General features: G+C 40.8%; 6 protein-coding genes and 2 pseudogenes. All 8 read right to left on the bottom strand.

Annotated elements, in window-relative coordinates:
• Positions 1 to 27: 27 nt before the first annotated feature.
• Positions 28 to 891 (bottom strand): helix-turn-helix domain-containing protein, encoded by an 864-nt coding sequence (locus DG474_RS06545; RefSeq protein ID WP_044021065.1) that lies wholly within the window; start codon positions 889 to 891, stop codon positions 28 to 30.
• Between the two features lie 374 nt (positions 892 to 1,265).
• On the bottom strand, positions 1,266 to 1,820 hold the full coding sequence (locus tag DG474_RS06550; RefSeq protein ID WP_247931239.1) for a DJ-1 family glyoxalase III: 555 nt from the start codon (positions 1,818 to 1,820) through the stop codon (positions 1,266 to 1,268).
• 10 nt (positions 1,821 to 1,830) lie between these two features.
• On the bottom strand, positions 1,831 to 3,054 hold the full coding sequence (locus DG474_RS06555) for an FtsW/RodA/SpoVE family cell cycle protein (RefSeq protein ID WP_045617427.1): 1,224 nt from the start codon (positions 3,052 to 3,054) through the stop codon (positions 1,831 to 1,833).
• Positions 3,055 to 3,059: 5 nt separating this feature from the next.
• A complete protein-coding gene (locus tag DG474_RS06560) occupies positions 3,060 to 5,549 on the bottom strand; it encodes a bifunctional DnaQ family exonuclease/ATP-dependent helicase (protein ID WP_439794572.1) in 2,490 nt (829 codons plus the stop codon).
• Between the two features lie 199 nt (positions 5,550 to 5,748).
• Positions 5,749 to 6,600 carry an NAD(P)H-hydrate dehydratase gene (locus DG474_RS06565; protein WP_255777726.1) on the bottom strand — a complete coding sequence of 284 codons (852 nt, stop codon included), beginning with the start codon at positions 6,598 to 6,600 and terminating at the stop codon, positions 5,749 to 5,751.
• A gap of 126 nt (positions 6,601 to 6,726) precedes the next feature.
• A pseudogene (locus tag DG474_RS06570) lies at positions 6,727 to 11,370 on the bottom strand (SIALI-17 repeat-containing surface protein); the annotation flags it as partial.
• Between the two features lie 261 nt (positions 11,371 to 11,631).
• A pseudogene (locus DG474_RS06575) lies at positions 11,632 to 11,760 on the bottom strand (YSIRK-type signal peptide-containing protein); the annotation flags it as partial.
• Between the two features lie 144 nt (positions 11,761 to 11,904).
• Complete coding sequence (locus DG474_RS06580) at positions 11,905 to 19,017, bottom strand: SIALI-17 repeat-containing surface protein (RefSeq protein WP_255777727.1); 7,113 nt, start codon at positions 19,015 to 19,017, stop codon at positions 11,905 to 11,907.
• Between the last annotated feature and the right edge of the window lie 234 nt (positions 19,018 to 19,251).

Below are 19,251 nucleotides of genomic sequence, written 5' to 3' on the forward strand. Positions count from 1 at the left end.
TGATCATTTTTTGTTGCACATCTACAACTATGAAAGGCAGATTCTTTCAAACTGTTCTTTAAGCTTTTGGGCAACACCAAAGGAATCTAAAAATTCAAAAAAAGATAGGCATTGCTCGATGTCACTGAGAGCATTAGTATTCCCGACCTTGTAGGCATACAGAGCCCTATGATACTTAATCAGCGTTCGATCATATAGATCGGTTTCAGGGATTTTAGAGTGGTCGAGATAATTGAGAAACCTCATAGCAACTAGCAGATGGTTTCCTTCTATACAGACGCTAATGACATTAAGTAGCATCTTGATAATACGGCGGCGATTTTCAGGTAGGTTGTTATAAAACTGGGTACGATTGATCATCTCACTAGCGAAGGTTTCCAACGTTTCCAAGGTCATCAAATCAACACTGTTTGTAAAAAGCCAGAGTTCATAACGTCCCCACTCCTCAACAGAAAAGAGATGATCCGTCAGAAATTCTATATCCTTCTTGCTAATCTGAAAATCTGAGCAACAGGAAGACAGAAGGGCTCTGACAATGATCGTATTGAGTTTATAGTTCTTCTTCTCAGGAAACTGTTCGGTCAAAGCTTCTGAGCTAGACAAAATATTTTGGAGCTTGACAACATTGTTTTCCTGATATGCATCAGCTACTTTTTTTGAGAACAGCACATCATCTGAATCAATGTAATTATGGTAAACATACTGAAACTCCTCTAGGGAAACGGCCATATTTTTTAAACAGCAATAAAAAGAATCAAGTGTGATCCCATTGACTCCCCGTTCAAAACGGGATAGCTGAGCCACGGAAATATCACCAGCAGCTACCTCTTTCAGGGACATTTTTTTTGATTCTCTAATGACTTTGAATATTTTTCCGAAAGTTTCCAACATATCACTCCCCCAGTTTCGTATATGCAAAAAATTCTTACTAATTTTAATATACTAGTAACACGTTTCAATTATATTACAGAGAAAGTACTTTATATTTCAAATTAATACAAGCAGATTAATTCACATGATAAGACCGTTTAATATAGCATTTATTGAATATTATATCTTTTTCATGAATCTATTGATTTCAGTAACAATCTGAAGTATTCTATCTAACAACTTGAAAACACTAAAATTTCTAGAGATAAATTTCCTTCTTATACTGGACGAAGCTTGATTGATTTATAAAAATTTGATATAAAATCACAAGACAATCATATGAAACATTTTTTAGAAAGGGAGTCAATAAAAAAAACGAGAGCCGAACTCTCGTCTTACTGTTTGTTTCCAAAGACATCCCGATAGAGCATGCCGTCTCGTAAACTTTCGGCATCTCCTCCCAATTGCTCTACCAACTCATAGGCAAAGGCAAGGGCAGTTGACGGTCCTCGGCTGGTTGTTAGATTGCCATCCACAACCACTGTTTGCTTTTGATAAATTCCGTCAGTAATTTGCTCCTGAACTCCGTCATAACAAGTAAAGTGCTTGTCTTTCAAGATACCTGCTTGATGGAGGGCGATTGGGGCTGCACAGATGGCAGCAATTTTCTTTCCAGCTTGGTCAAAGGCTTTAATCTCAGAAATGAGGGCTGGATTATCCCGTAGGTGAGCTGATCCTGGCATGCCACCTGGAAGAACTACCAAGTCATAGTCAGACAAATCACCATCAAAGGTACGGTCGGCTTTTACCTGAATGCCATGCGACCCTGTCACCTGCTCTTCAAATCCTACCATATCACAAGAAATGTTTGCTCGACGCAAGACATCGACTACTGTCAAGGCTTCGATTTCTTCAAAACCCTGGGCTAAAACAACTGCTACTTTTGCCATAGTGGCCTCCTTATTTGATTTGTTTTAGGACGACTTTTTTTCGTTTGAATGGAACTTTTCCACTTTTCTCCTCCGCTAGGTTGGTCTGGTAACTCATAGATAAGAGGAGACCAACACCGATGAGGTTACTAATAATTGCGGAGCCCCCTTGAGAAATAAATGGTAGAGGAATCCCTGTCAAAGGAAGTAAGCCTGTCACGGCACCGATATTTTCAAAGATATGGAAGAGCAGCATCATGATAAAACCAGTCGAAATATAGGTGTAGAACTGGTTATTTGACCTGAGCGTAATCTTCAACATACGGTAGATGAGAAGCAAGTATAAAGCAACCACAAAGACTGAACCAATAAAGCCAAAGTCTTCTGCAATTACGGTGAAAATCATATCACTCTCACGTACTGGAATGAGGAGATTGGACACATTGAAACCTTGTCCAAACAAGCCACCACTTCCAATCGCAATTTGTCCCTGCGCCTGTTGATATGTTGTTGTTTGTGCAAAGTCAAAGGGATTGAGCCAAGCCAAGATGCGGTTGATCTGGTAAGTTGGCATCCCAATCTGATGCAAGAAGGCACGTCCATCCTTGCTTATAAAGATGGCCATGAAGCCTGCAACAGCAGTCACCCCTGTCGCAAAAACCGGAATGATAATCTTCCACGAAACACCTGAAAGGAGAACCATACCGGAAAAAATAGCTACAAAGACCAAGGCAGTCCCCAAGTCACTTTGTAGGGCTAAGAGGATCAAGACTGGTATGGTAAAGGCAATCATCCAACCAATCAATAGGAAATCCAAGGGAATAGTTCGTCGCCATTCCTTGTGTTTTTGAGTGAATCTTACAATGGCTCGAGCCAACATCAAGATATAGGAAATCTTCATGAACTCCGATGGCTGAAAAAGTGTCGTTCCACCAATCGATACCCAGTTCTTGGCACCTGTTGACGCTACAAGATTTGGATTGTAGAAAACAAGAGGTAGGACCATCAAAGCTAGCCCTAGACCATAAAGATAGGGAGTCACCTTCCATAAAAACTCGGTATTAAAGAACATGACCACAAAACCAATGACAAGGCCCAAGGCAATCCAAGCGATTTGCTGACCTAGAATTGGTAATACATTATTTGGATAGTCATGACTAACTGCTATATAAATGGCCACTACTCCAATCACCAGTAAACAAAACACTGGTAGGAGGAGGCTATAATCGACTCGAGAGTCGAAGGAACGTTTCATATTTTTTACCTTTTCTCTTTCTTGGATTTTTCTTTCATTCTATTGCGACGGGATTGGAGAAAATCAGCTACAGCAGGCTCTAGCTGTTCTCTAGAAAGAACCTGAACAGCCCTTTCTTTTGACAAGGTCTGGGCGATTTGTTTGCCGTAACGCTTGCTGACAACACGACTGTCTAAGATTACAGCAACCGAACCTTGGTTGGGCCGTCTAACAGTACGACCCAGGGCTTGTTTTAACCGAATGATCGCCATCGGCAACTGATAATCATAGAAAGGATTTTTCCCTTCTTGACGCAGTTCTTGGTTTAATTTTTTGGTTAACGGTTCTTGGGGGTTTTGGAAAGGCAATCTCGGAATCACTTGAATCACGCAAGGATGGGTTGAAAAATCAACTCCTTCCCAGAAACTGCCTGTTCCAAGCAAGATCTGGCGTTCACCTTTTTCAAAACGTTTTTTCAGTTGGCTTGGTTCCCCATTTTTATACTGAGCTAGATGCGGTTGGTCGAGCAGGTCCGAAACTGCCAGCAACATCTCTTTTGAAGTAAACAAAACCAATAAAGGTTCTTGAAAGGCTTGTAACCTTCGGATAACAGAAGCCACTTCACTAGCATAGTCAAAAGGTGAAACTTCTGTCACAAGAGGAAAGTCATTGACTAGAAAGACTTCTTGTTGGTCCTGCTTTGCTACATCTAGCCTAACAAGTGGAGCATCCGGAAATCCCAATAAATCTGCTAAGGAAACCCGATTGCTGATTTCAAGAGTAGCCGATACTCCTAGGAGTCTACAATCTTCTGGCAATAGGTCTGCTAGTATAAAGCGACCTTTTTTGCTTGAACAAATCAAGACATCCTTGCTCGATTTCTCTGCTGTAGCAAGCCAAAATTCACGGTCCGAGGTGAAAAAGTTTGCAATTTCTCGATACTCTGGGAGAGCTAACTCCGAAAAATGCTGGCGCAAGTGTTCGAGAGAATCCAACCACTTTCCATTCTTCAGACCTGACTGATAGTGCTCCATCAAGTAACGACATTCAAAGCCGATACTCTCAAGCAAGCGTTTCTGAACCAAATCTTCCTCTGTCTCCAAGGACTTATCAAGCTGGGTTACAAGATCCTCAAGACGATAAGCCTGCTGGGCTAGATTTTCGAGAGCTAGCAGCATTTTTTGAGCCTCATCCAAGATTACTAAACGGTTATCGACAAACTCTGGATTGTCTTCCAAACGAGTGACCAGATAAGCATGATTGGTCAGAAGAACACGACTGGTTTTTGCCTTTTCCTGCCCTCGTTTCCAAAAATCCTCTGTGGCAAATAAACTTTTCTTTGAAAGCTTGCCATCGTGGACTAGTTCTGGCAGAAAATGCTGATAGCGATAAAGTTGCCCTATTTCGTCCAAGTCACCTGTCTCTGTCTCTGTTAGCCAGATAAGCAACTGCATTTTAAAGCGTGTGAAAAGGCGATTGGACTCTGATCGATAGAGAATTTGGTGAAAGGCATCCAATTTCAAGTAATTTTGAGGCCCCTTGAGACTATGAATCTCCATATGGAAGACCTCTTTTAAGCGCTGACCTTCTTCTTGCATGATTTGATTTTGAAGAATTTTGGTCGGAACACTCACTAGGATCCCTGCTTGACTCTCCAAGTTCAAAGCTGGGAGGAGATAACCATAAGTCTTGCCCAGTCCCGTTTGAGCTTGGACAAAGGAAATCTGGTGTTCTTCCAATAAGTGCTCAACCTTCTCCGCAAATTCCAACTGTTGCGGACGCTCCTCCAGCCCCAATAAAGAAATGTTTTTAGCAAAATCTTTGGATAACTTGCGTGGTACTAATGCTTGACTTTCCTTTCTCAGGAAAAGTCCATGGAGTTCCATCAAGTCTGGCGAAGACAAGAGAGATTGCTGCTGGTAAACCTCCTCAATCACCAGATAACTTTCATAGAGAAGGTTGTCTGCAAGGTCTAACAAGCTTTCTAAAAGCCCTTTTGGTAACTCAAAAAGTTTTTGACGCATGTAAAGCAAGAGTTCAGCTGTTGCCTGAGCATCAGACAGGGCAGCGTGGGCTTGTTCTAGTTCAATTCCCAACTCTTGACAAAGGATACCTAGATTGTATTTTTCAAACTGAGGATATAAAACTTGGGCTAACTCAACAGTATCCACCCGCGGTGTGCGCAATTCATATCCTTCAAAAAAGAGGAATTCTGCAAGAAGGTTAGCATCAAACTGTACATTGTGCGCAACAAAAATACCGTCCTTAACCAATTCAAAAATTTTTCCAGCCACCTGAGAAAATTCTGGTGCCGCAGCCAAGCGTTGATCGGTTAGACCTGTTAATTCTTTGATATGAGAATCCAAGGGTTCGTGAGGATTGACATCAGTCGCATACTGATCGACGATCTCGCCATTCTCAATCACCACAATGCCTACTTGAATAATTTTTGCCTTGCTTCCGGTGCTGGTCGCCTCTAAATCAACGACCACATACCGATCATTTCTCGCATTCATCATTAAAAATTATATCAAAAAAAGCATGATTTGACATCCCTCAACTTTGATAACAATCTCGCTTTAATTGCTAGTTTGACTAAAAATCAAGACCTTAAAAGTGAGAATTTCACGCAAGTTCTGCAGTTGGTCGCTGGTTCTGAGGTATTTGAAAACCTTATCAACAAAGCTACATCAACATAAAAAGACAACCAAGGTATTAGCTGCCTTTTTGAGATATTTTTTTCATTGTTTTGGGGAGGAGCTTGCTAATTTCTGTTGGCAAGACAAGGTAGTTTTCTTGAGCTAGTTCTTGAGCAATGGCTGAGTGCAGATGGGTCGCTACTACTACGCGTTCATAGAGATTGACATGTGGAAACTGACCTGCAAAACCTGCAATCATCCCAGCCAAAGTATCTCCCATCCCACCGGTTGCTTGATAGGGACCTCCAACCTCCAGTTGATAGTATTCAGGTTTGCCAGCTTTCCAGATACGAGTCGCTGGACCCTTCTCAACTAGAATTGTTCCTTGAGGAAAAGAAGAAAGAGCCCTAGCAGTCGTCTCTGTATTTTTATGTTCAAGAACTATACCAGACAGTCTTTCCCATTCCTTTTGGTGGGGAGTAAGAATGAGCTGACTAGATGGAAATGGCAAATGACCTTTTGCTAAGATGCCCAAAGCACCGCCGTCTACAATCAAAATCTGGTCTTTTCTGAGACTGTCAAAAACTCGTTTTACGAGTTCTTCTCCAAATGCATCCTCTCGCAAACCCGGACCTAACAAGACAACTTCTGCCTTTTCCAACTGCTCTTTTAACAATTGCTGATCTTGAAGAGAAAATGCCATGGCCTCCGGTAAATGACTGTGCAGAGCCGGAATATTTTCCTTATCCGTGCCAACAGTCACCAACCCTGCCCCACTTTTGACAGCTGCAATGGCTGACATGATGATAGCTCCCCCATAAGGATAGGTCCCTCCAAGCAAGAGCAGGCGACCGTAATCTCCCTTATGGCTGTGACGAGAACGTTCAATAATGACTTTTTCTAATAAAGCTTGATCAATCACTTTCATCGTTTTTTCCCTCTCTATTCATTATACTATAAAGTTTATTGACCTTGCATCTTAAACATAAATCTCTTCCTTCATATAGAAAAAGAGGGGACAAAGCCCCTCTACGAAATATCTCTTTTTTCAAAGTCAATTAATTTCTTTTTTACTTTTTGCGACAAAGATAGTAGATAGAGCTAGTCCAACACTTGCCAAGAAAATAGCTGTTTCTGACTGTTTCTCACCAGTTTCTGGCAATCTCTTGTCTTCTTTGGCAATTTGAACTGGTGCTCCTGAAGTCTGAGTTTTTTCTAACGAACTTAGCTTGAACTCTGGTTTCTCTACTGTCGGTGCTGCCTGGTCGCCTACTGTTGCTAGCGGGCCTGTGTATTCTGGCAATTCATGCACTAGAGCCATCACTGCATTGACACCACCCTTGAACTCAGGTTTCTCTACTGTTGGAGCCGCTTGGTCTCCTACTGTCGCTACTGGGCCTGTGTATTCTGGAAGCTCATGTACCAAGGCTTCAACTGCATTGACACCGCCCTTGAACTCAGGTTTCTCTACTGTTGGAGCCGCTTGGTCACCTACTGTTGCTAATGCGCCTGTGTACTCTGGAAGTTCATGTACTAGGGCTTCAACTGCATTGACACCACCTGTGAATTCAAGAACCTCAAGAACGGGTGCTGGTTCTTCGCCCTTACTTGACTGAACAGGTTCTTCTGTTAATTCTTGATGGAAGCTTGCCAATTCATAAAACTCAGCCTTGCCACCTTCCCAGACTAATTTGACGTCTAGAAGAGAGCCACCATTTCGGATAGCGAAAGTTTGGAGACTAGATGTAATGGCACCGAGGTCTGTCCAACTGTCTTGACCATCCTTGAGTGTTCTAGCAAGAACACGTGCTTTCGCTCCTTCAGGAAGACTGGAAACAAGACGAAGGTGGTTAGCATTAGTCGGCTCAGACAAGTGATAAACCAACTCGCCCTTGTCTTTTTCAGACTTGTAGCTGGTCAAGACTTTGCCGTCTACAAGATTATTATAAAGGTTGCCTTGGCTTTCTCCACTACTTCCTTCTACTGTTGGATCATTGATTGGCTTGACAAATTCACCATCGTTGATGACCAATTCTGTAAATCCTACAAAACGGGCATCATAGTCTGCTGTATAGAGGACACGGAGATAGTTGGCTTTGACTGGTGTCGTCAATTCGCCCTCGATATAGCGATTTCCTGGCATCTTAGAATCGTGTGTCCAACCATCTGTCAATGAATCATCGTGTTGGCTATTGGCTACACCATCTCCTACTGTCACGACATCTGTCCAAGTTTTACCGTCTTGGCTGACTTGAATCTTACCATCACGAAGGTAGTTTTGAGTTCCGTCTTGGATGTAGGCTCTGATTTTCTTGATGGTACGTTCACTGCCAAGTTTCAAGGTTACGTGACCATCTTTATGGGCGTAATCTGAAAACTCAACAAAGTTGTTGTAAACACCGTCAAATAGTTGATCTAGGTTGTTCAGTTTACGAACATCATTGCTTCCGTAAGTTGGATGAATGCCCATAGTTGTAGATTCTAGTTTGGTTGGTTGCACTTCTTTGGTTGTCACAAGGAGAGAAGTGGCTGTCACAGCTTGTTCCTGATCTGTTTTATTGACCAAACGAACATAACGTACCAAGTGGCTCACTACAGATCTGTCAGTCAACTGGCTAGCCGGCGTCCATTCTTGCGCATTTGCAGAGTACTCAAGACTAAGAGCTGGGTTGGCCTGACCTTTGAGCTGGATGCTCTTGATTTGATGGATACGGTCAAGTTTCATACCTAGATAGCTATTTGCAGGAAGTTTAGTTCCAGCTGGAATTTGAAGTTCATAATGTCCCAAGCTATCCACTACCGGCGTTTCCTTCAAGGCATCGACGTTGGTGTCTGTTAAGTCAAGATTTGGACTATCGACATCTACTGTAAATTCCGTAATTCTCCACCACTTATTTAAGGTTTGTGTATTGCGAATGCGAACAAAACGAGTTGTAAATTCTTTCACAATATCAGAAGTTCGTTGCCCTGATAAATTTTGAAGCGTTGTCCAATTTGTACCATCTGCAGAATATTCGATGACACCAGATGCTAGTTTGTCTCGTTCCCCTTGCATCAGATGAACTCGTTTTACTTTGTGCAGCCCACCTAAGTCCATTTTTACCCAGGCTTGAGCTGGTGTGACATTGGTCTGATCAACATGTGCCATCATGGATTCTGTGTTTTCTCGACCATCTTGCATCTGAACAACACTTGTTCCATATTTGTAAACAAGGTTTGGACTTAAACTAATAGTGCCCCTAACCTTCTTACTACCCAATTCTAGGGGTCTGTTAACAGCAATTTCACGCATGGCAAGCCAAGCATTATCCTTCTTAGCTGTTGCTATCATACGGACAGCTTGAGCTGTGATATCAAGGTCATTAAATTCCAGAATACGTTCTCTACCAGTATAAGCGGGGCTCGTTATGGCTATCCATTCTCCATGTTCATTTTGATATTCAACAAGAGCATTACTAAAGGTATAATTATCGGCCGTATTAGTACCCGTAGCGAAACCTAATTTGTGTATTTTAATTGCCTTATTAAAGCGCAAGCCTACATAATCGCCTCTCTCAATCACAATGGTTGTTTTGGCAATCACATGTGTATCAAAGTCACCATCTGTGACTTCTTGCAATCCACCTTCTATTCCAGCACGATTCGTAATAAATGTTGTCACAAGTTTATCTGGATTCAACATTGCTTGGATATGTAAGGCTAAGTATTCTTTGAGATTATTGATAAATGGTCGAATATGTTGGACACCAAATTCTGCGTATTCATAATGGTCAACGTAAAAGAAGGCATACTTAACTGACTGGTCATAATGTTTGACTCCGGCCTGATAATACTCCCACACCTTGGCATCATTCTTTTCAGTAAGACCTTCTGTAGCTGTTAGGAAAGCTTCAAGCGCGTTCATTTGATCTACTGTATTCTCTAACCAATAGTGAATTTGTTCGATTAATTTCTGATCACCTTTTTCTTTAAGTAATAGAGCATTGGCTTTCAAACCAGCAAAAATTTCCCTCAACTCTTTTCTTTCAGTATCCAGATTTTGACCAGATTTGAGTTTGTTATAGAATTCTGTCAATTTTGGAGCCAATTCTACAGACTCTTCTAATTTAGTGACATGAGGAGGTCTATTTTGATTGCGCATGTGTTTTCCGAGTTCTCGAAAAGCCTTCGAAACACTGCTTTCTTCAAAATGATCATTAACTACATAGTTAAAGGCCATATCGTTGATTTGTTCTGCTTCTTCTACACTTCTCCATTGTTTCCATCCATACTGAGCCATATCAAAAAGTGCCACTTTAGATGCTTCAGATTGTTGCATTGGATTTAGCATAATTCCTTGTGCAAGTGATAAATCAACATTTGGATGTAAGAATTTTTCACCACCTCCAAGAATTAGGTGGGGTTTTGTATTATCATTACATGGCCAGTTAATCCAGAACTGAATTGGACGGTAAGTCTTACCACCTTCTGTTAAATTTTTCTTTAAGTTCGTTAAGAATGTTTGGTCAACAGCCCCCCAGACCTTTCCACCAGTAAGAGTTAAATGGACATTTTCAGGAAGATGTTCATTCAAGGTTCGAAGTTCAGCTTCAGTTCCTTGCCCCATGTACCAGGCAGGAACAAAAATCATATCTTTACGGAGACCACTGTATGTTGTTTGTTTTTCAGTCAACCAATTTGTGATATCCTTCATCAAGCGAACATAACTATGGTAACCACCAACTGGGCTTGGTGCATCATCTGCAAGCACACCAAATTCACGCACTCCCACGTCCAACAACTGAGTAAACTTAGCCTTTATGGTTGCAAGATCAGCCTGGTAATGCGCTTCATTGCCAAAGCGGATACGATTGTTCATAAATGGATGGATGGTCCAAACATAACGTGTTTTCGTTTGATTACCGACACGTGCAAGTTCTCGGATTTCAGCCAGTTTTTCTTCTGGGTAAAGTTCACGCCATTTCTTATTGTGGTATGGATCATCTTTTGGTGCGAAATAGTATTGAGTTAACTTCAATTCACTTCCATAACGCATCAATTCTTTACGATTTTCATTAGACCATGGATTTCCATAGTAACCTTCGATAAACCCACGGTTCTTGATTTCAGCGTAATCTTCCACTGTCACATTGCGAAGGACTGGCACTTGACTTTCCTTGAGCATATGTTTCAAGGTTGTCAAACCATAAAAGACCGCATCTGTGTCTTTTCCGACGATGGAGATATAGTTGTCCTTGATGGTCAGAGCATAAGCATCAATTTTGTCAAAGAGACCTGTGGAAACCTTGGACAAGTTTTGTTCTGCTTGTGAACCTTGTCCATGCACTCCAAGATAGATATTAGTTGCGCCAGAAACGGCCGTTTTACTAGTTTTGTAAGATACTTGATTGTCCTGCAAAACGCTCTTCAAGCGATTGCGAGTATAGATATCGAGTTGATCGCCCATGACCAGATTGACTTGCTTACGAAGGGCTGTGACACCTTCTCCATAAGTCACTTTTTGTGGAGTTGGAAAGACCTTGTACTCTTTTTTGAGATAGTCTGAGCTCTTGCTGGCAGCTTCAATACTGGCTTCGCTAGCTGGTTTACTTGCAGTGAATTGATCTGCCAATTCAACTGTTCCATCACCGGTTTGGTCTACTTTTGTTTTTTCAGGTGTAGTTGGTTGACTAGGTTTAGCGATTTCTTTCTCATTTTGTCCTCCACTCATGGCTTCAGACGGCTTTGTTTCATTCTCTGGAATTCTAGGTGCTTCAGCTGGTTTAAGATTATTTGTCGAATCAGTAGAACCAATCGTTCCTGTAGTTTCTCCATTTCCAACTGTCGAGCTAGCTTCCTTCCCAGCATTTTCTTCTGCTTTCTTCAAAACTGCTGCAAGTTCATCAGGTAACTTTTCCAATGGCTGTGCTTGAGTTATAGTTCCCTCTTTATCTCCTACATTACCTGTTTCTGCTGCCTCTACTAAATTAACACCAAAGATACTGGCACCAATCATAATAGAAGCTACTCCAATAGCGAATTTACGAATACTGTAATGACAACGTTTATTGAAAAAATTTTTATCCATCTTTATCTTATCTCCTTTCATCCAAACACGAAAGTAAACGATTCCATTTTTACTAGTAAAGACGGAGAGGCCTAATCGGTCCTCTCCATCTCTTCAACTCATTTATCGATGTGATTTTTTATCATCGACCAAGCTATACCAATAGGATAGCATTAGACGCACAAACTAATCCTCTTTTCGTTTTGCAGTTAATAGGGCTGCTGACAAGGCCAAGCTAACACCTGCCAAGAAAATGGCTGTTTCAGATTCTCCCTCACCTGTTTCTGGTAATCTATTTTGCTCTTCTTTTACTACTGAAACATTTGGTTTTATAGTCTGGTCATGAGCTAATAGCTCTACTGGATAATCTGGTTTTTCAAGAACAGGCGCTTCCTCATTTCCTACCGTGGCTAGAACACCATGATACTCTGGAAGTTTATGTTCTAGAGCCATTACAGCATTAACGCCACCCTTAAATTCAGGTTTCTCAACGCTTGGTGCCGCTTGATCTCCTACAGTAGCAAGAGTTCCTGTGTATTCTGGAACTTCGTTTACTGCTGCTTCTATATAGTTAGCACCTCCTTTGAATTCTGGAACTTCATTGACTGGAGCTGGCTCCTCGCCTTTACTACTTGAAATAGATGCTTTCACTCCTACTTCAACAATGCGATCCTGAGCCTTTCTTTCTTCAGAATGAACAAGACTTCTAGTAGTACCCAAAACTTGAATATAGTCAACTTTTTCTCCATCTTGTCCTTCAGAAACGATACGACGTTGACCTTGAGCAAGTTCAGGGTTTTCACGAATAACTTCTTTAAACGGAAGTGGAGTCTTTTCAATTTCCAAACTTGGAGTTTCTGCTACTAAGTTCTTAACGCCTTCTGTTGGTGTTGTTTGGAAGGTAGACTTAAAGTGTAAACGATATTCTTTCACCAGATTTCCATCTTTGGAAACAAGACGAACTAGTGTTGGAAGATTGGCATTTCCAGAATCCACAACTGTAACTACTCCATGTCCACTAGTTGTTGCAGTGACTTTTGGTTTTGAACCCATTGTTGTTAGAGTGTAATCTGTCACATTTGGATCAAAGTTTTCCAATGCTTTTCCGTCGATCGAAATAGTCGCTGATGGTGTTTCCACTTCTGATCCCTTGCCTGCAGAGTAGGCTGTAAATTCTACAAGTGCAAGACCATTGGTGGTAGCCTTACGAGTCATGCGCGCACGAATAGCTGTCGTTTGAACCGGTTCAAAGTTAAACTCGATTGGTTTACCAGCTACTAATTCTCCAGAAGCTTTGTAAGAAATTGGTGCCCAATTTTCTGCCTTGTTAAATGGATGATCGGCATTTTCTTCGTAACGAGAAATCGTACTTGGTTCTGTAAAAGCAGGACCAATATATCTTTCTAGAACCATTTTCTCTGGAGCATCTGTGCCACTATCTTTAAAGAACTGAATGGCTACTTTCCCAATAGATTGAGAAGCAATTTTTCCATCCTTCTTAAAGAGTAATCCAACAGAAGTTTCTTGATTTTTCGGAGTACGAGACCAGTTTGTCCAACGTCCATCTTCATTGTATTTTCCATCATTGATATAGAAAATTCGATCATGTGAAGCTGCTTGAGTATCGTTCGTTGTCGAAGCAAAGGCTTTAGAATCAGTTTCATTGTTGCTTGGATTTTCTGAAATGACTTGATTGCCTTTAGCAACAACTGTCACCTGCATTTTAGTCGTTAGATTTGTACCAATGACATGACCGGTAACTTCAAATGTTCCCTCATGCTCTGTCGCATGTTCAGGAATAGCATCCCACTTCACTGCAAGTTTATCTGTAGTCCAATTAGTTGAAGTTGGGTAATAAACAGTGACTTCTGAAGGAAGTTGAAGAGCATCTCCAACATTCAAGATTTTAGCACTATTTTCTGCAGCAAGAGGTTGACTAGTTTCTCTCTCATCATTGCGGAAGATTCTATATTCTTTCAATACCGTACCATCTTCTGCTTTTAAGATGAGACGTGTTGCACCTTTTGGACTGGTTGCAGGAACAACTGTTACCAAACCATTATTGCTAGCTGTTGCAGTGATTTCTTTGCTAGATTGAGGAATATAGTAATCGGTCTTAGATGGATTAAAGTGTTCAAGATCCTTGCCATCTACCTTGATAGAAATCTCTGAACTTGTAGAGCTTACTACCTTGTTTCCAAGGACAGTTAGCTCTGTCAGACCAACACCTGAAGTTCCATCAGCCTTCTTCATACGAATACGAACAGCATAGGTTTCTACCTTGTCAAATGTGAAGTGATTTGTTTGAGTTGCAGATAGCTGATTTGGAGCATGTAAGTTTTCAACTGCTTTCCAATTGTCTGGATTATTAAATGGATGATTGCTATCTCGTTGCGCATGACTGACATCACTTGGTAAATCTGGAATTTCTTTACCTACATAATATTCAACTACATATTCTTTTGGAAGACCAATTGCTCCATCAGTATAGAAATCAACCGACAAATTGTTGACAAAACGTTTCGTCAAGTCTCCTGAATTACCAAATAAGATAGAAGCCCAGTCATTATCAGTATTTGTTCTCCAAGTTGTCCATCTATTTTTAGTATCTGATGGCGTTCTTGATACAGTCAAGTCGTTCAAGGTATTGGCTGAATCATCTCCACCTGTATTGGATACAATGGCAGCTGGTAATTGTGAACCTGTCCATTGTTTAGAGATATTATTTCCAGCAACCACTTGACTAGACACTCGAACATGAGCTTTAGTTGTCAGATTGCTACCTACTAAACGACCATTGATTTCATAGACCCCTTCAGTTTGACTAAAGTTAGCTGGAACCTGATCCCAAACAACATCTTTGTAGATAGTTGTTCCGTTAGAATGGTAAGTCCGGACATTGGCTGGCAATTGAACCGTCTCACCCTTAGGTACTGTGAGGCTGATTTCCTCTGAAACTTGCAATCCTTCAACCGTTACAGTCGCTTGTGCTTCGATATCTGTACCTTCCACATGTCCTTTAAGCGTAAAGCTATGATAGTGCCCCAACTCTTTTTCATCTACCTTATCCCAAGCTACAGATACTTTGCGTGGCAAGCCCTTATCAAATTCTGCTCCAACTTCTTTAGGTAGATTCGGTTGCTGATTGATATCTGTAGAAACAGACACAGGATGAAGTTTCACAATCTTCTTGCTGACTTTATTTTCTTTAATCACCACTTCAGTGGTTACAGATTCTGTTTTCTCTGTTTGATTATCGATTCGAGGTGTCAAAGTCACTCTTCCCTTAGTATAGAGCAATAGATTCTGACCATTCACCTCAAGATGTCCCCCATCAGATGATTTAGCTTCTAAGTGAATATCTGAAGCCGAAAATTCTGTTTGTGAACCATCCTCATAACGACCAATGACGTGATAAGTTAATACTTGATCTTCAGTGGCAGTTTCTTTTCCTTCTACAACCACTTCCAAACGTTTCAAAGCAGGAGCTTCCTTCACAAACTGAATTAAGTAAGTTTGAACCAAGTCACCCTTTTGGTCACTCAAGAAGAGAGAAGCCTGATAACCATTATCAGCAGAAGCTTGCTGAACAGTTACTTGATATCCGGTAGTCTGAGCTCCAACACTTGGAATTGTTCCAGTGTAAGGAAGAGATACACGGTAATAGGTCTTGCCAGACTCAAAATTCTCAAGAGCTTTATCCCCAACAGTAAGTCCTGTAATGCTACTTGTTGTTTCCTTACTACTTGCGATAAAGGTTGCAGTCACTTCACGGTCGTCATCTACCAATTTACCAGTAGCCTCCGTACGTCCACCTTCCTTGTTCAAAGCAGCAGGGTCTTTCAAGGTCCAAGAAACAACATCAGTATCAATCAAGCTACCATCTGTCAGAACAGCAGTGACCGTTTTATCCAAATCAGCAGCATTCGTTCCAACTGGGACTGTAGCAACTTTTGGTAACCATCTATCTAAAGCAATCACTTTAACAAGTGCCTCAGCTGGGGTTTCCAAACCTTCCACTCGTCCAGAGACTTTCTTTTCACCTGCACTTGTAAGCAAGTCTGATGGCACGTCCCATGTTACAGTCTTTTCCTCAACACTACCATCGCTATAAATAGCTGTTACTGTTTGAGGCAATTCAGGATTTGTTGTCACGTCAGTTGTTGCTTTTACAGGAGCAAAGGCTACAAAGTGACGGTTTTCTTTCTTACCAGACACAGTTGCGACTGTTGCGCTATCAGAAGTTAAACCAGCAGAATCTGCATAAAGAGTAAATTTACCTTCTTTTTCTGTTGATTTTACAATGACAACCCCTTTACCATTGAAAGCACGTCTTTGCCATGTTCCATCTGCTTGAGCTTTGTAGCGTTCACGACTAGCTTGTTCTCCATTATCCACACCAACGATTTGTCCCTGACCATGAAGATTGAAATGAACAAGATTGTTAGCTGTTGGAACCACATTCCCATCACCATCAACAATTTCGTAATGGATGTAGGATAGGTCTTTTCCATCTGCAGTGATAACATGCTCTTCTTTAGTCAGACGAACTCTTGCTGGCTCCCCAGCAGTTGTCACACTATCACGCGCAATTTCGTTGCCATTTTCATCTCGAGCAATCGCAGTCAGTGTGCCTGGTTGGTATTTCACAAGCCACTCAAGATACAATTCACTTGGTTTAGCTCCCTCATGATATGGACGTCCATCTTCTGTCCTTTTCTTAGTAAATTCCTTTTTACCAAGCGACTCTCCATTTAAGAACAATTCGACGCTTGCAGCATTTGAGAAGGTACGAACCGGAACCTTTCCATCAATCAGCATCTTGCGATCCTTAAGGGTCTCTTCAGTCCAGTTCCAATGTGGTAAAATGCGAACAGTTGGCTTTTCTTTAGCACTATACCATTCACTACGGTAAAGGTAGAAATCATTCTTTGGTAAACCAGCTGTATCAATAATACCAAAGTAAGAGCTCTTGACAGGTGTACTATCTTGGTTATGCCATGGAGTCGGTTCTCCAATATAGTCAATTCCTGTCCAGATAAATTGTCCAGCATAGCCAGCACGATCACGGTCAAAAGTCCATGATTCAGTAGCTGTTCTTCCCCATCCAACACGGTCATTACCATAGTCAGATTGTTCATAGTGACGATTTGGACGATTGTCATGTCCAAGGATTTGAGCAGGGTTATAATAAGAATCACGCGTCCTAGTAGCTGAAGAGGTTTCAGAACCATAAATGAGCCAGTCTGGATGCGCTCTACGAACAGCATCATAATTACGTTCACCATAGTTCATACCGACAGCATCCATAATTTCTGCGAGTTTCAAGAAATCACCTGTCGCTGCACGACTAAATTTGTTTTCCCCCATGGTTACATAACGCTCAGTATCAATCGCTTTGATAACTGCCTTCAAGCGTTTAGCAGTTTCGATAGAACGAGGACTACCATTTGCCTCCTCTACTTCATTTCCAAGAGACCACATGACGATAGACGGATTGTTCTTATCACGTTCTACCATTGTTCTGAGATCAAAATCAGACCACTTCTCACCCTTCTTAGCCTCCGGATGAGTTGCATCTTGATCAAAGAACCGTCCATAGTCGTAAGTCTTCTTGCCACCATACCAAGTATCAAAAGCTTCCTCTTGAACCAAAAGACCTAAACTAGCTGCAGCATCAAGCAACTGAGGACTCGCTGGATTGTGGGTTGTTCGAATAGAGTTAACCCCCATATCTTTCAAGAGTTTTAATTTACGATAGGTAGCCTTATAATTCTCTTCTGCCCCCAAGGCTCCATTGTCATGGTGAATACTTACTCCGTGGAATTTCATGCGTTCACCATTCAGAGAGAAACCATCCTTAGCAGTCCAATTGAAATAACGGTAACCAAATGTATCTTCTGTTACATCAACTAGTTGACCTTCTTTATAAACCTTTGTTTTCAACACATACAGTTGAGGATGATAACTTTTTGTCGTCCAAAGAGTTGGTTTATTAACTAGGATTGTTTGTCTGAAATCTGCAGTTTCATTTTCTGCTAAATTCTTCGTTTCAGAGCGGACTAATTCTGAAACAACCTTACCTTCCTTAGTAAAAATTTGTTGTTCCACAAAGACTTTAGCAGCCTTCTTATCCGTATTTTTAATCTTACTTTGAACCTGTGTTTCAACATTCCCTTCTTTTTGCTCAGCAAGTTTTGGAGTAGTTATATGATTACCATTTTCGGCAACATGGACTTTATCATGATAACTAAGGGTTACATCACGATAAATCCCACTTCCTGAATACCAACGACTACTTGGTTGCTTATTGGTCACTTGAACAGTAATTGAATTTTCACTACCATCCTTGTTTAAAAATTCTGTGATATCATATGAAAAATGATTATAGCCACTTGGATAATGTCCGACAAATTTACCATTTACATAGACCTTTGAATCCATGTAAACCCCATCAAAATTGATACGAACATCCTTATTCTTGTCAGCTTCATTTAATGTGAAAGTCTTACGATACCAAGCTGTTCCACCATTTAACTGGCCACCCTCATTACGCGCGGGAGATTTGTGATCAAAGTCAAAATAAATACTCCAATCATGAGGAAGATTCAATTTAGACCAATCATGAACATCCACATCTTTTTTTGAAAAATCTCCTTGGGCATTTAGTTTAAAATACCAATCTTTATTAAAATCTTGTTTTCGTTCCGATAATAGCTGTTTTTCCTTTTCAACTTCGGCTTTGTTTGACTCTCTAGACAGCACTTGCGATTTTTCAGAAGAAGATTTGATCTCTGTGTCTGCTTTCACTTGGTCCTTTTCAGAAGTTTTTTTAGAATCCTCTTTTACTTCTGTTCCAGCTTTTACTGCAGATTCAACAGGCTTTGGCTTTGCCTCTTCAGATTTCTGTTTGTCCTCAACCTTAGTTCCTTCTTCTACTTTATTTGGAGTTTCCCCTTTAGGACTAACCAATTCACGACTACTCTCGTTAGTAGGTGTAGTAGGTTCTGTATCCTTAGTCACTTTGTCTTCTGCCGATTCAGCTTTTGGTTTTACAAACTCACGCCCACCATTCTCATCAGCCTTTGCAATAGCAGCTACCACATCATCGGGAAGCTTATCTAAAGGTTGAGCTTGATGAACAGTTGTTTCTTCTGTTTTAGCATTGGATGAATCCACCTCCTCAGCTTGTACAGCAGAAATACCAAATATACTAGCCCCAATCATTACAGATGCCGCACCTATTGCAAATTTACGAATGCTATAATGACAACGTTTATCAAAAAGTCTTTTGTTCATTAAAATCCTCATTTCTTTTTCTTGATACAAAGTAAGCGTTTACTTTATTTTAAAAAATAACCTCCTTCTGAATACACAAACAAGTACCAAGTTTTATAATATATTTTATATATTAAATATATCAAAAGGCACCTTAAATTGCAATTATTTTCCATTAATTTAACCCAATAAAATGATATATAAGAAGGGGTCATTTAAAAGGAATAGTTGCAATGAAAATAGCTTTCGGTTCTA

It is taken from the genome of Streptococcus oralis, from assembly GCF_024399415.1.
In the GTDB taxonomy this organism is placed as follows: Bacteria; Bacillota; Bacilli; order Lactobacillales; family Streptococcaceae; genus Streptococcus; species Streptococcus oralis_CS.